Below are 13,314 nucleotides of genomic sequence, written 5' to 3'. Positions count from 1 at the left end.
GGCGGCGATCTCCTCCTCGCCCGCCGGCGCGACGGCCGGCTCAGCCGACCGGCGCCAGCGCGGCCAGGACTTCCTGGACGTCCTTGAGCTTCACGGGCTTGGAGAGGACGACCTGCTCGTCGGCCGGGGGGAGCTTGGCCTGGAGGCCCCCCTGGCGAGGGCCCAGGAGGACGAGGACGCGGAACGGGACGCCGTCTTCCTCGGCCTTGGCGCGCATGTCGGCCAGGTGGCGGAGGGCGCCGGGCCCCTGGCCGTCGAGGTCGAAGACGACGGCGGTGGTCGGGGCTTCGCGGTAGCGCTCGGCGGCGCGTTCGGGGTCGGCCATCAGCAAGACGCGGTAGCCCCTGCGGGCCAGGTTCTTCCGCAGGGCGTCCTGGATCTCGACCTGGGACTCCACGCAGAGGAGGGTCGGCCGGGCCTCGGGGGCCGACTCCGCACGGGCCTCGGGCTTGGGCTCGGGCTCGGCTTCGGGCTCCTCGTCCGGGGCGATCCCCAGCAGGGCGCCCAGGTCCTCGGCCTCGCCCGAGCCGGCGTGGGTCTCGAACGTCGACAGGTCGAGCGCGAGGGCCTCCTCGGCCGTCGAGACCGGGGGGGAGTCCGGGTCGTTGGTGAGGAACGGGTTCTGGAAGATCGAGCTTCCCAGCTCCAGGTCGACGTCCAGCTCGTGGTCGGACTTCGGGCCCCCCGGCGCGGCCCCGGACCGACGGGCCTCCCGATAGGCCTCCAGGTCGGCGGCGACCTCGGCCATCGTCTGGTAGCGGGCCTTCAGGTCCATCCGCATCATCTTCTCGATGATCCGGCTGAGCCCCGCGTCGGGCGCGTAGGGGTGCTCGCCCAGGGGGCGGATGCCGCCGAACGAGCGCTTGAGCATCTTCTTGAGCGGGTCCTTGCTCTCGGAGTCCTGGAGGGCGACCTGGCCGGTGAGCATGTAATAGAAGACGCAGCCGAGGAAGAAGATGTCGGACCGGGGGTCCCCCTTGGGACTTCCGCAGGAGCGCTCCAGGGCCGAATAGTCGACGGTGCGCTGGCTCTTCATCGCCTGGGAGTCGTCGGCCTGGATCGTCGCCAGGCCGAAGTCGACGAGCTTGGCGACGCCCGAATTGGCGATCAGGATGTTCGTCGCCTTGATGTCCCGGTGGGTGACCCCCTGCCCATGCGAGTACTTCAGGCCCTCGGCCAGGCCGATCATCAGCGGCAGGGCCTCGTCCCCCTTGAACCGGGTGCGGAGCCGGAGCAGTTCGCGGAGGTTCATCCCCTCGACGTACTCCATCGCCATGTAATGTTTGTCTTCCTGGCGGCCGGAATCCAGGATGTGCACGATGTTTTCGTGCTTCAGCCGCATGCCGGCCTCGGCCTCTTTATGGAACGACGCCACCGCGTCGGGGAGCGAGGCGAACCGCCCGCGGAGGACCTTGATCGCCACCGGCTCGCCGGTCTGCGAGTGCTCGCCCCGGTAGACCCGCGCGAAGGTCCCCTCGGCCAGGTGGAAGAGCGCCCGGTACGGCCCGAAGAAGAAGTGCGAGGCGTCCCCCTTCTTCAGCCGTTCCACCTGCCAGCTGGTGATCCAGCCCTTGCGAAGGCAGGCGCGCAGCACCGCCTCGGGCGAGCCGTCCTCGGCCTCGGCCTTGGCCTCGAAGAACTGGTCGCGGGAGAGCAGGCCGATGAGCGGCAGTTGGCCCACGAGGGTCTCGGCGTCGAGTTCCGGCATGAGTCGTGTCCTGACCGCGCGTGGGGGAAATGGGTCGTCCTTGAGGCCCAGGGTCGGATCGGCGATGCACCAACCCTTAGATACGAAGCCCCTCCCTCCTCGTGACGCCGATTCTCGGAAAAGTTCGGAAGACGGCCGAAACAGCGGTTCCGCCGAAAAAAGCGGTCCTGCCGTCCGGTTTCGCCCCCCCGGCGTCGTAGGTTCCAGGGTGAAGGCCGCGGGCCACGTCGCGAGGCCGGAAAGCCACGCGACGCGACGGGCGGTGATCGCAGGCCACGGCGACGGCCGACGTCCCCCCCCGCGGCGGCGAGGCCGCGGCAAGGATTCACGAGGAGCACCTAGGATGTACGAGGCGACCGGACGATTGCAGGCGGCCCCGCTCGGGACGACGAGGACCCCCATCATGCCGAAGGCGAAGACGAAGAGCGCGGCCCCGCCCTCGCCGTCGCCCACGATCCCGCCCCAGGCCGACCCGGCGGAATGGATGAACCGGAAGGCCAGCGAGCAGGCCAGCCGCGCCGCCCTCGCCCGGCACGGCAGCGGCCGTCGACGGTTCGTCGACCCCACCACCTGCGAGCGCGACTACTCCGAGGCCGAGATGGAGTTCATGCTCGCCATGAACGCCTACAAGCAGCGCAGCGGCCGGATGTTCCCCACCTGGAGCGAGGTCCTCGAGGTCCTCAAGAGCCTCGGCTATGAGAAGCCCGCCGAGGAACGCCTGATCGACTGACCCCGAGATGCCCCCCAGCCGCCGACGCCGTGGTCGGCCCCGAGAGCCTCTCCCCGACGCGGGGGGGAGGCGGCTGGCGGGTCCTTTCGCCGCGCGCCCCGCTCCGCTCCGCCCGGCCTCGTTTCGTCTCATCTCGTCAGGACTGGGGGCGGCGGGGCTTCGGCTCGTCGACCGGCGCGGCCAGGCGGGCGAGGGTGCGTCCCCACTTCCGGGGGACCTTGGGGCGGCCGAAGTCGGGGAGGCGGGGTTCGAACTGGTTCCAGGTCAGGACGGTCAGGCAGGTCCCGTCCTGGAGCACGGCGACGAGCGTGCGGCCCTCGTGCAAGGCGAGGACCGCGATCGCGCCGTTGGCCGGATTGCGGCCGAGCCGACGGGTGCGGCCGAGCGCCTCGCGGAGCCGGGCCTCGGCCCGGTCGGCCTCGACGCCGAACCGCTCGACGAACCGCTCGACGGCGTGCCGCGAGAGCCGCACGCCGCCGTAGTCGCGCTGGCCCCGGGGGGTCATCGCACCGCCGCCGCCGCGGGCTCGTCGGCCCGCGCGGCCCGCCGGGGGGGGGCGATGGTCGCCGCCGACTCGTCGGGGCGGCTCGCCAGCAGGCTCGGCAGGTCGAAGGCGTGGTACGGCTGCTCGGCGGCCGGGTTGCCGTCCCTGTCGGCGTTCGCCACCCAGAACCGGCCGGTGTCGGTCTCGAACAGGACGTTGTGCAGGTTCGACTTCATGGCCACGGGGCGGTCCATCAGCTTCCGCGCCGAGTCGGCGGCGAACCCCCCTCGGCCTTCCTTCACGCGGCGGGCCAGCTCCGTGTAGCGGTCGCCGGCCGAGAGGACGACGGCGTCGGCGATCGCCTCGGGGAGCTTGGGGTGCGATTCCCCCATCGCGATCACGCTGAAGACGTCCCACGACGCCTCCAGGCCGACCGCCTTGCCGGTCTCGCCGTCGGCGACCACGAAGTAGTATTCGCAGGTCCGGGGGTTGTCCCGGAAGACGGCCACGGCGTCGTCGAGCGACTTCGCGTCCTCCAGCACCATCCGCATCAGGAACGACATCGGCACGCCGTCCCATTTGCCCAGGCCCTTGCCCCCCATCTCGCCGATCGAGACCTTCTCCGCGTTCATGCCGGTCACCGAGCCGACGAACCCGGCGTAGGTGACGTTCACGAACGGCGTCCGCCCGGTCGGCTCGGCGACGGTCAGGATCGCGTGCTCCTGGAGCCGCCAGTCGCAGCCGTAATCGAGCACTCGACCGTGGTAGACCCGGCCGTCCTTGGTCGTCGAGCGGCCCAGGGCGAAGCCCGAGCAGTGGAACAGCTCGGGGATGAAGTTGGCGACGACCACGTCCTGCACGTCCAGCCCCGCTCCGTCGGCGACCCCCTGCATCTCCTCGAAGAACCGCGCCGGGACGTGCTTCCGCTGCTGGGCGACGATTCCGGCGATGACCCGCTTGGGGTTCAGCAGGTTCAGCCCCGCCACCTCGACCTTCAGCTCCTTGCCCTTCACCTCGAACAGGTAGTGGATGTTCTCGCGGATGTCCTCGCGGAGCAAGGCCCCCTGCTGGAAGCCCATCTCATAAGGCGTCCCCTTCACGTGCAGGACGCGGTAGCCGTCGACTTCCTCCAGGAACCCCTCGCCGCAGCGGGCGATCGTCTTCGTCTCGGCGCGGGCCGAGGCGAGCACGACGGACAGGATCAGGCCGAACATCACGACGAGGCGCGAGGACCGAGCGAGCATGCGGAGCGTCCTTTCGTTCGTGCGAAGAGGGGAAAAGCGACGAACCGACGCGATGCGAATCGAAACGAACGGATACGACTCTACTCGAACCACCGGGGCGTTCCAAGGTGATTCACCCGCGCATGCAGCCGCCTCTCGCCTCCGCCCATCACCTTACGTAAGGCGGATCGCCGGGGGCCTGGGGGGTGCGCCTGTCCCGGCTTTCGGTCAAGGACTTCCAATACAACCAGAAGAAACACCCGGAGCTTAGGAGCCAGGGCAGACTGTGGATGATAGCCCGCCTCTGCCAACCACGGTGCAGGACGGCCGCGAGGTTCGGTCGAAGGACCTCTTCCTTAACGCCAACCGCGTCGGCCAAATCCCGCGCCACCGCCTCGGCCACAAACACATGCATGGCAGCTTCCATGACACAGAAGCCCAGGGCCATGAACAACAGCGCCAGCGAAATCAGGAGATAGGCTTTCATGGCCGAGTCTCCGCGCAAGACCTGATCTGGATCACTCGCCCTCACGGCTTCCCCGCCCGGAAGGTGTCGGCACCCAGGTCGCGGAGGGCCTGGGCGATACGACGGCCGGGGGCGTCAGCCTCGCCCTCCGCGGGCCTCCCACGAGTCGGCGAGGCCGGCCGCGCGGAAGGCTTCCTCGCGCGCATCGGCGCGAGACGGGTGGACCTCCACCCAGGGCTTGCCGCGGAGTTGCAGGGCCAGGAAGTCCAGCAAGGCCCGCTCCCTCGCGTAGATCTCCCAGCATGTCTCGTCGATGTATTTCAGCCAGACCGCCGCATGCCGCCGGATGACGTCGTCGGCTTCGCTCCAGGGGGCCGCGTTGTAGAGGGCCGCGATTTTCGGCGGGTCGTGCCGAGCGGGGTCGACGCCCCACAGCTCGATGAATTCCTCGGCGAAGCGGTCGGCGTAGCGGGAGAGGCTGCCGGGGCTCCAGAGCTGGAGGCTCGTCTCGGCGTCCCCGTCGAAGGCCATCGTCGCCGAAGGATCCTTTTCGAAATCCGCCGGAGCGCCCAACCAGGGTGGGTTCAGGAAGCACCAGGCCAGGCCGTCGAGGTTCCTGCGGATCGGCTTGAAGAGCTTCCAGAACGAGGAGGCGTCGGGTGCCGAGGAGTCGCCGGTCGGTTGCAGTCTGAGTAGAAGTCCGTCCATCCCGCCATTGTAACCGAGATCCGCGCCGGGGGGACCCGGGATGCCGGGGGACGGCTCAGCGGGACCGGCGGAAGGCGTCGAGGATGGCGTCGGCGCCCTGGTCGCGGAGGGCCTGGGCGACGCGGAGGCCGAGGGCGTCGGGGTCGTCGGCGGGGCCCGCCAGGGAGGCGACGAGGCAGGTGCGGCCGTCGGGGTCGAAGACGGCGGCGTCGAGGAGCAGGGCGCCGTCGGCCGAGGTCCGGCCCCAGGCGGCCATCGGGATCATGCAGCCCCCTTCCAGCTCGGCGAGGGTCCGGCGCTCGGCGACGACGGCGCGGTGGGCGTCGGGGTCGTCGAGGAGGCCCAGCAGCTCGCGGGTCGCGGCGTCGTCGCGGCGGCATTCGATCCCCAGGGCCCCCTGCCCCACGGCGGGGAGGATCGCGGGGGGCTCCAGCCGCTGGGTCACGCGATCGTGCAGGCCCAGCCGGTGCAGGCCCGCCCAGGCCAGGATCACGGCGTCGAGTTCGCCGTCGAGCGCCAGGTTGAGCCGGGTCTCGACGTTGCCCCGCACGGACGAGACGGCCAGGTCGGGCCGGGCGTGGAGGATCTGGGCGCGGCGCCGGATCGAGCCGGTGCCGACCTTCGCTCCGGCGGGGAGCGCCTCCAGCGTCTTGTGCGTCGGCGCGATCAGGGCGTCGGCCACGTCCTCGCGGCCCGGCACGGCGGCCAGGACCAGATCGTCGGGGCCCTGCGTGGGGAGGTCCTTGAGGCTGTGGACGGCGACGTCGGCCGTGCCGTCGAGCAGGGCGCGCTGGATCTCCTTGGTGAACAGGCCGGTGCCGCCGATGGCCGAGAGGGGGGAGTTGCGGTCGCGGTCGCCGTGGGTCTTGATCTCGACCAGCTCGACGGCCAGGCCGGGGCGACGGTCGCGGAGGGTGGCGGCCACCCATTCGGCCTGCCAGCGCGCCAGGCGGCTGCCTCGGGTTCCGATTCGGATGCGGTCGAGGGGCGTCGGGGACGGGCTCATGGCGGCTGGGCTCGGGTCGAAGGGGGGGCGGGGTCAGGATTCGCGGGAGACGACGACGGCGACGACGCGGCGGGCGCCGGCCCGTTTCAGGGCGCGGGCGGCCGAGCCCAGGGTGGCGCCGGTGGTCAACACGTCGTCGACGAGCAGGACGGTGCGGCCCTTCAGGTCGACGCCGCGCCGGACGACGAACGCCCCCCGCAGCGCCAGGGCCCGGGCCTGCCGGCCCCGGCCGACGAGGTGGGGCGTGGGCTTGACCCGCCGCAGGGCGTCGCGGGCCTCGCGGCCCGTCGCCTCGGCCAGCGATCGGGCCAGGACCTCGGCCTGATTGTACCGCCGACTCAGCCGCCGGAGCCAGTGCTGGGGGATCGGCGCGACCAGGGCGTCGGCGGGGATCGCGCCGAGGGCGTCGCGGCGGGCCTCGACCAGGAGCGACGCCAGGGAGGGCGCCAGGAACGCCCCGCGCTCCCGCTTCAGCCCCAGCACGAAGTCGCGCCAGGGGGCTTCGTGGGGCCCCAGGGCGAGGGCGGCGTCGAACCCCAGGGGGCGGCGACGGCAGGCCGAGCAGCCCCCCTTCAGGTCGGCGAACGGGCCGACCGGCGAGGCGCAACGCGGGCAGGAGGCGGCCCGGTAGGCCCCGGCCCGCTCCAGCAGCCCGGCGCGGCAGGAGTCGCAGAACGGGGCGGCGAGGCCGGGCCCGGCCGACTCGCAGAGCAGGCAATGCCAGGGGAAGACGAGGTCCCCCAGCGCCCGGCCGACGGCGCGGCAGGCGGCGGCGATCGCGGCCACGTCAGCCCCCCGTCGTCCGAGGCGCGGGGGCGGGGGCGTCCAGCTCCAGGTAGGGCTCCAGCCGCTCGCGAAGCTCGTTGCGGGCGCGGGCGAGGAGCGACTTGACCGCGGCCGGCGAGCGGTTCATCACCTGGGCGATCTCGGCGTAGCTCATCTCCTCGAACTTGTTCAGGAGCACGGCCATCTTCTGGTCCTCGTTGAGGACCTGCAAGGCGTCGCGGACGATCTCCGACAGCTCGACCTTGCGCATCTGGGCCGACGCGGTCGCCTCCCGGCCCGGGACGCCGTACGCCGGGCTCTCGGCCCTCGAATCGTCGCCCGGCGGCCCGAACGACGCCGTCGGCTTCCGCCCCTTGCTCCGCGCGTGGTTGATCGCCAGGTTGTTGGCGATCGTGAACAGCCAGGTGGAGAACTTCGCCTTGGGCCGATACCCCCTGCGCGCCTTGTAGACCCGCAGGAAGACGTCCTGCGAGAGGTCCTCGGCCTCCTCCTGGTTGCCGACGATGTGCAACAGGACGCCCACGAGCCGGTCCTGATACCGCGAGACCATCGCCTCGAACGCCCCCGGGACGTCGTCGCGGATCTGGATCATCAGCCGCACGTCGGGGTCGCGCGCCTCGAGCTGGCGCTCCAGGGCGTCGAGTTCTCCACGGCTCACGGGCGCTCCTTTCGGCTTCGAAAGTCGGTTCCGACGGGCGTCGCCGCCGGCTTCACGAAGGCCCGCCGATCGCGACGGGCTCGGGCTCGCCCCGGGCCTGGTCCTGGTCCTCGAACCGGCGTCGGAGCTGGCCGCAGGCGGCGTCGATCGAACGGCCCCGGGTGCGCCGGATCGTCACCGAGACGCCGTAGCTCTCCACGTCCGAGACGAACCGCCGGACGTCCTCCGGCTCGGGGCGGCGGAACGGCAGGCCGGCGACCGGGTTGTACGGGATCAGGTTGACGTGCGACTTGCGGCCCTTCAGGAGCTTCCCGAGCGCCCGGGCGTGCTCGCGGCGGTCGTTGACGCCCCCCAGCATGACGTATTCATAGGTCACCTGGCGGCCGGTGATGCGGAAGTAGTCGTCGGCGGCCTCCAGCACGGCGGCCAGGCCGATCTTCTCGTTCACCGGGACCAGCTCGTCGCGGAGCGCCTCCGTCGGCGCGTGCAGCGAGACGGCCAGGTGGTACTGGCGGTCCTGCGCCGCGAGCTTGCGGATCTTCTCCGGCAGGCCGACCGTCGAGACCGTCACCCGACGCTGGCTCATCCCCAGGCCGTCGGCCGGCGAGCAGACCCGGTCGAGCGCGACGAGGAGGTTGTCCAGGTTCGCGAGGCTCTCCCCCATCCCCATGACCACGATGTGCGTGACCGACTCGCCCGGCGGCAGCAGCGACTGGGCCTGCAACACCTGGTCGAAGATCTCGGCCGAGGTCAGGTTGCGTTCGACCCCCTTGAGCCCGCTGGCGCAGAAGACGCACCCCATGCCGCAGCCGACCTGGGTGCTGATGCAGACGGTCCGCCGCGTGCTCTCGGCGTCGCCCATCAGCACGCACTCGATGTTGCGGCCGTCGCGGCAGCGGAGCAGCAGCTTCTCGGCGCCGTCGTCGGCGACGCCCCGGAACGCCAGCTCGGTGGCGAACAGGGTCCACTCGGCGTCCAGCTTCTTGCGCAGGTCGAGCGGGACGTCGGTCATGTCGCCGAACGACCTCGCCCGCCGGTGGAAGGCCCACTGGAGGACCTGCTTGACCCGATACGCCTTGTGCCCGCACCCCACGACCCACGCGCGCAGCTCGTCGGCCGACGCCCCGAACAACGGGCGCTTGGCCTCGGCCCCGGCCTGGCCCTCGATCTCTCGCGGCTCCCCGCCTTGCATGCTCGCCCCATCATCCCGACGCGCGATCGACCTGGAGACTCCCACGCCCTCATTGTAGGACCCCCGCCCCGCCCGGCCAAGCCGCGAATCCCGGCCGGGTAGAGAGGATCTCCGCTTCAGGGCGCCCTGGAGAAGTCGAACGCCTCGGGTTCGGGGTGTTCGGAGCGGAGCGGGAGGTCGTCGCCGGCCTCGGCCTGGCGGCGGCGGAGGAGGGCCGTCAGGCGGTCGAGAACGGCGACGCGGGCGGGGTCGGCGGCGAGGTCGTGGAGTTCGTGGGGGTCGGACGCGAGGTCGAAAAGCTGGACCTTGTTGATGCGAGGGTAGGCGATCAGCTTCCAGCGGTCGTCGCGGATGGCTCGCTGGACGTCCCGGTAGGCGGTGAACAGGTCGGCCCGTCGGGAGGGCTCGCGGCCTTCGAAGACCGGCGTGAGGCCGAGGCCCTCGCTCCCCCCGGGGCCGGCGACGCCCGCCAGCTCGCCGAGCGTCGGGAAGAGGTCGTGGAGATAGGCGAGCGCGTCGACCTGCCGCCCGGCCGGGACGCCGGGGCCGGCCAGGATCGCCGGCGACCGCATCGAGTGCTCGTAAAGGTTCTGCTTCCCCATGAGTCCGTGGCTGCCGATCGCCAGGCCGTGATCGCCGGCGAAGACCACGAGCGTGTCGTCCAGCCGGCCCGAATCCCGGAGCGCGTCGAGGATCCGGCCGACCTGGGCGTCGAGGTGCTCGATCGCGGCGTAGTAGTCGGCCAGGTGCCGGCGGACGACCTCGGGCGTGCGCGGCCAGGGGGCCAGCCGCTCGTCGCGGATCAGCAGCTCGCCGTCGTCGAACGGGTGCTGCGGGAGGAAGTCGGCCGGGAGCGGGATCGCGTCGTCGCGGTACTTCGCCCGGTACTCGGCCGGCGCGACGCGCGGGTCGTGCGGGGCGTTGAAGGCGACGTAGCAGAGGAACGGGGAGTCGTCGCGACGGCCCCGGATGAATCGCGAGGCGGCGTCGGCGAACACCTCGACCGAGTGCGCGCCGCTGGGGCGGTCGTCGCCGAACGAGCCGTCCGGGGCCATATCCCGCAACGGCAGCTTGTAGGGGTCGCCCATCCCGCCGAAGAAGACGGCCTCGGCCTTCTGGAACGACTTGCGGAGCGACTTCGGCCCGTTGTGCCACTTGCCGGTCGCGAACGTGTCGTAGCCGGCCGCGCCGAAGGCCTGGGGCCAGGTCCCCTGCCCTTCCATCTTCATGTCGACGCGGAACAGCCCGCGCCCGGTCATGAGCATCGCCCGCGAGGGGACGCAGACGGCCCCCTGGTCGGAGCCGTTGCAGTAGGCCCGCGTGAGGATCGTCCCGCGCCGGGCCAGCGCGTCGAGGTGGGGCGTGCGCACGGCCGGGTTCCCGAGGGCCCCGATCGCGTCGGCCCGGTGGTCGTCGCTGTAGAGGAACAGGACGTTCGGCCGGCTCGCCCCCTCGGCCGTCCCGCGGGCGGCCCCCGGCGTCGGCGTCAGGACGAGGGCCAGGGCCAGGGCCAGGCTCAGGCTCAGGCTCAGGGCCGACGGCAGGTCGAACGGGCGTCGTCGCGAGGGGGTCATGGCGGCCTCCGGGGGGATCGGGGAGCGATCATTCTGGGGGACGACGGCCGGGAATGCAAACGCCCGACCTCGGCGGGGGCGGGCCGTCGACTCGCTTCACGGGAGGTCGTACAAGGGAATCGTCCCCCTTCCCCCCAGCCAGGAGCCCGTCCCATGTTGAAGCTCGAAGACGTCGTCGAGAGGTGCCGGATCTCGCATCCCGAGAAATTCCGGCTCAAGGACCACGACCCCTCCTGGTCGGGCGACAAGGGGGTCCCCAAGGCCGAGCGGAAGGCGTTCGCCGAGGCGATCCTGGCCCGGAGCGTCGCCGAGCTGGCCGAGGCCCAGGAGCGGCTCTACGCCTCCGACGCCTGGTCCGTCCTGGTCGTCCTCCAGGCGATGGACGCGGCCGGCAAGGACGGCACGATCAAGCATGTGATGTCGGGCGTGAATCCCCAGGGCTGCCAGGTCTTCAGCTTCAAGCAGCCCTCCGTCGAGGAGCTCGACCACAACTTCCTGTGGCGCTACACCAAGGCCCTCCCCGAGCGGGGGCGGATCGGCATCTTCAACCGATCTTACTATGAGGAAGTCCTGGTGGTCCGCGTCCATCCCGAGCTGGCCCACGCCGAGCGCATCCCGGGCTCCCGGATCGACGAGTCGTTCTGGAGCGGTCGATTCGAGGACATCAACAACCTGGAGCGCCACCTGGACCGCAACGGGACCAAGGTCCTCAAGTTCTTTCTGGACGTCTCGAAGGAGGAGCAGCGGCGGCGGTTCCTCAAGCGGCTGGACGACCCGACGCGGCACTGGAAGTTCTCGCCGTCGGACATCTCCGAGCGGGGCCGTTGGGATGACTACATGAAAGCGTATGAGGAAGCCATCTCCGCCACCAGCACGCCGTGGGCGCCCTGGCACGTCGTCCCGGCCGACCACAAGTGGGTCGCCCGCGCCATCGTCGCCCACACCATCGCCGAGGCCCTGGACGACCTGAATCTGAAGTATCCCGAGGTCACGCCCGAGCAGCTCGCCGCCATCGAGGCGGCCAAAACGGAGCTTTGTGACGGTCGCACCGACTAGGCGGCGACCCCGGCCGTCGGCCGAGGCTTTCGGGATGGACGCGCCGCCCCGCGCCGACCGATACACCGAGCGGCGGGGGGATTTCGCCCTCTCCACGCCTCAGCGACGAGCGTCCGCCGCCTCTTCCTCGGGAGGCGCGGGCCTCCAAGCCCTTTGGGGGTCTACATGGATGTGGACCCCTCGCCGTCTTCACCGGAGGCCGCAGCCGCCTCCCTGACGAACGACGCCGAACACATGAAAAATCACTCAACGTTGGATCGCCCGCCGGGCGACCGTGACAACGCCGTGGGCCTGATGCGGTTCGTCCTGACGAGCCTCGTCATCCTCTCCCACTCGTTCCATTTCTACGGGGTATCGCACACCCTCGACCCGATGGCGCGGGCGACCTGGGCCCAGTACACGCTGGGTCGGCTGGCGGTCGACGCCTTCTTCGTCCTGAGCGGCTTCCTGGTCGCCCGGAGCTGGGAGACCTCGCGCGGCCTGACGGATTTCCTCAAGAAGCGGGCGGCGCGGGTCTACCCGGGCTTCTTCGTGGCGATCGCCTTCGCCACCCTCGTGGCGGCGCCCTGGCTCGTGGCGAGGGGGGGGACCGCGGCCTGGAGCGCCCCGTTCTGGAGCGGCATCGCCCTCCCGGCGCTGATGCTCGACTACGGCAACCTGGGGGTGAACGGCTCGCTCTGGACGATCCGTTACGACTTCTATTACTACCTGTTCATCGGCATGGTGGGCTGGGCGGGGATGTTCTCGAAGCGCTGGCCGGTCCTGGCGATGTGGGCCGCCTCCTGGCTGGTCTATGCGTCCTGGTTCAAGGCCGGGCTGCCGGCCGGGATCGACGAGCAGCACCCCCGGCTGCTGACCTGCTTCCTGGCCGGGGCGGTCTGCTACGCGTACCGGCATCGGATCCCGGTCAAGTGGTCGTGGTTCGCCGTGTCGATGGCGGTCCTGGTCCTCTATTCCGAGGACTGGTCGTATCGCTACTGGCCGTACCGGCTGATGCCGGTGATCTTCCCGATCTTCGGCACGTACGCGGTCCTGTTCGCGGCCTTCCGCCCCGGAGCCCGCGCCGCGAAGTTCGCGTGGCTCGGCGATTACTCCTACGGGCTGTTCCTGTACGCCTACCCGGTCCAGCTCATCCTGCTGACGGCGTATCGGTCCAAGCTGAACTCGTTCACGCTGTTCCTGTCGGCGTGGGCCATCGCGGGGGCTCTCGCCTTCCTGAGCCTCTACCTCGTCGAACGCCCGATCATGCGACTGTCCCGAAAAGGCTCGACGCCGCGCCGAGCGACCCCCCCGCCCCACTTCTCGATGGCCGAGGAGCCGCGAGTCGTCGCCACCGTCGCCGTCGCCTCGACGACGCCCTGACGATCGGAAGCCTGCCCCGACTCCAAATCAAGGGAGCGACGAGCCCGAGCGCCGTCGCTCCCTTGATCCGTTCGCCGCTTCCGGGATTCGGCCCCCTTCGCGCCGGGGAAGGACGCGCGTCGAAATTCGTCGCGGCTTCCCGAATTTTTCGGGCCGTATCAGTCTCCTTATCCTCCCCGCCGTCCTAGATTCCTCTGGTAGACGTGCGACCGCGTCGTCTCGACTCCCGTTCGAGGAGTCCGCCGCGGCGATTCGACGCCGGCGCGGCGACCCGCGGCCTCGGCTTCGACCTCGTGCGGCTCCGACAGGCCCGGAAGGCGTCGTCCGGGGCGTTCGTTCCGCGCCCTTTGCGGATGAACCC

Annotated in this window: 13 protein-coding genes; 3 read left to right on the top strand and 10 right to left on the bottom strand. The window is 71.0% G+C overall.

Going from position 1 to position 13,314, the window contains the following annotated elements:
• Positions 1 to 40 precede the first annotated feature (40 nt).
• Positions 41 to 1,708, bottom strand: a complete 1,668-nt coding sequence (locus tag VT85_RS28415) for a serine/threonine protein kinase (protein ID WP_068414541.1) — start codon at positions 1,706 to 1,708, stop codon at positions 41 to 43.
• Between the two features lie 343 nt (positions 1,709 to 2,051).
• Between VT85_RS28415 and VT85_RS29125 the strand changes: the two genes are divergently transcribed.
• Entirely contained in the window at positions 2,052 to 2,438 is a 387-nt protein-coding gene (locus VT85_RS29125; protein ID WP_231871493.1) for a hypothetical protein, read from the top strand.
• Positions 2,439 to 2,574: 136 nt separating this feature from the next.
• Here the strand turns inward: VT85_RS29125 and VT85_RS10805 are convergent, their stop codons facing one another.
• From VT85_RS10805 to VT85_RS10765, 9 genes are all read right to left on the bottom strand, one after another.
• The gene (locus tag VT85_RS10805) at positions 2,575 to 2,943 is read right to left on the bottom strand and encodes a hypothetical protein (RefSeq protein WP_068414538.1); all 369 of its coding nucleotides are present in this window, start codon (positions 2,941 to 2,943) and stop codon (positions 2,575 to 2,577) included.
• Positions 2,940 to 4,166 (bottom strand): C45 family autoproteolytic acyltransferase/hydolase, encoded by a 1,227-nt coding sequence (locus VT85_RS10800; RefSeq protein ID WP_068414535.1) that lies wholly within the window; start codon positions 4,164 to 4,166, stop codon positions 2,940 to 2,942. Before VT85_RS10800 ends, VT85_RS10805 begins: the two co-directional genes overlap by 4 nt.
• 148 nt (positions 4,167 to 4,314) lie before the next feature.
• Positions 4,315 to 4,632, bottom strand: a complete 318-nt coding sequence (locus VT85_RS10795) for a hypothetical protein (protein ID WP_068414532.1) — start codon at positions 4,630 to 4,632, stop codon at positions 4,315 to 4,317.
• A 114-nt stretch (positions 4,633 to 4,746) separates the two neighbouring features.
• Positions 4,747 to 5,319, bottom strand: a complete 573-nt coding sequence (locus VT85_RS10790) for a hypothetical protein (protein WP_068414528.1) — start codon at positions 5,317 to 5,319, stop codon at positions 4,747 to 4,749.
• 55 nt (positions 5,320 to 5,374) lie between these two features.
• Positions 5,375 to 6,325, bottom strand: coding sequence for a hydroxymethylbilane synthase (hemC, locus tag VT85_RS10785; protein ID WP_068414525.1), 951 nt, complete (start codon positions 6,323 to 6,325; stop codon positions 5,375 to 5,377).
• Positions 6,326 to 6,358: 33 nt separating this feature from the next.
• Complete coding sequence (locus VT85_RS10780; RefSeq protein WP_082858522.1) at positions 6,359 to 7,111, bottom strand: ComF family protein; 753 nt, start codon at positions 7,109 to 7,111, stop codon at positions 6,359 to 6,361.
• Between the two features lies 1 nt (position 7,112).
• Positions 7,113 to 7,769, bottom strand: coding sequence for an RNA polymerase sigma factor (locus VT85_RS10775; RefSeq protein ID WP_231871492.1), 657 nt, complete (start codon positions 7,767 to 7,769; stop codon positions 7,113 to 7,115).
• Positions 7,770 to 7,821: 52 nt separating this feature from the next.
• Positions 7,822 to 8,961, bottom strand: a complete 1,140-nt coding sequence (gene rlmN, locus VT85_RS10770; protein ID WP_082858521.1) for a 23S rRNA (adenine(2503)-C(2))-methyltransferase RlmN — start codon at positions 8,959 to 8,961, stop codon at positions 7,822 to 7,824.
• A 116-nt stretch (positions 8,962 to 9,077) separates the two neighbouring features.
• On the bottom strand, positions 9,078 to 10,535 hold the full coding sequence (locus VT85_RS10765) for a sulfatase-like hydrolase/transferase (RefSeq protein ID WP_068414522.1): 1,458 nt from the start codon (positions 10,533 to 10,535) through the stop codon (positions 9,078 to 9,080).
• A gap of 153 nt (positions 10,536 to 10,688) precedes the next feature.
• On the opposite strand from VT85_RS10765, the gene VT85_RS10760 reads away from it, so the two are divergent.
• Together VT85_RS10760 and VT85_RS10755 are read left to right on the top strand one after the other, a co-directional pair.
• The gene (locus VT85_RS10760) at positions 10,689 to 11,591 is read left to right on the top strand and encodes a polyphosphate kinase 2 family protein (RefSeq protein ID WP_068414519.1); all 903 of its coding nucleotides are present in this window, start codon (positions 10,689 to 10,691) and stop codon (positions 11,589 to 11,591) included.
• A 234-nt stretch (positions 11,592 to 11,825) separates the two neighbouring features.
• Positions 11,826 to 12,953, top strand: a complete 1,128-nt coding sequence (locus tag VT85_RS10755) for an acyltransferase family protein (RefSeq protein WP_197491212.1) — start codon at positions 11,826 to 11,828, stop codon at positions 12,951 to 12,953.
• Positions 12,954 to 13,314 lie beyond the last annotated feature (361 nt).

The organism is Planctomyces sp. SH-PL62, assembly GCF_001610895.1.
In the GTDB taxonomy this organism is placed as follows: domain Bacteria; phylum Planctomycetota; class Planctomycetia; order Isosphaerales; family Isosphaeraceae; genus Paludisphaera.
This window is presented reverse-complemented; position numbering and strand designations above follow the sequence as displayed.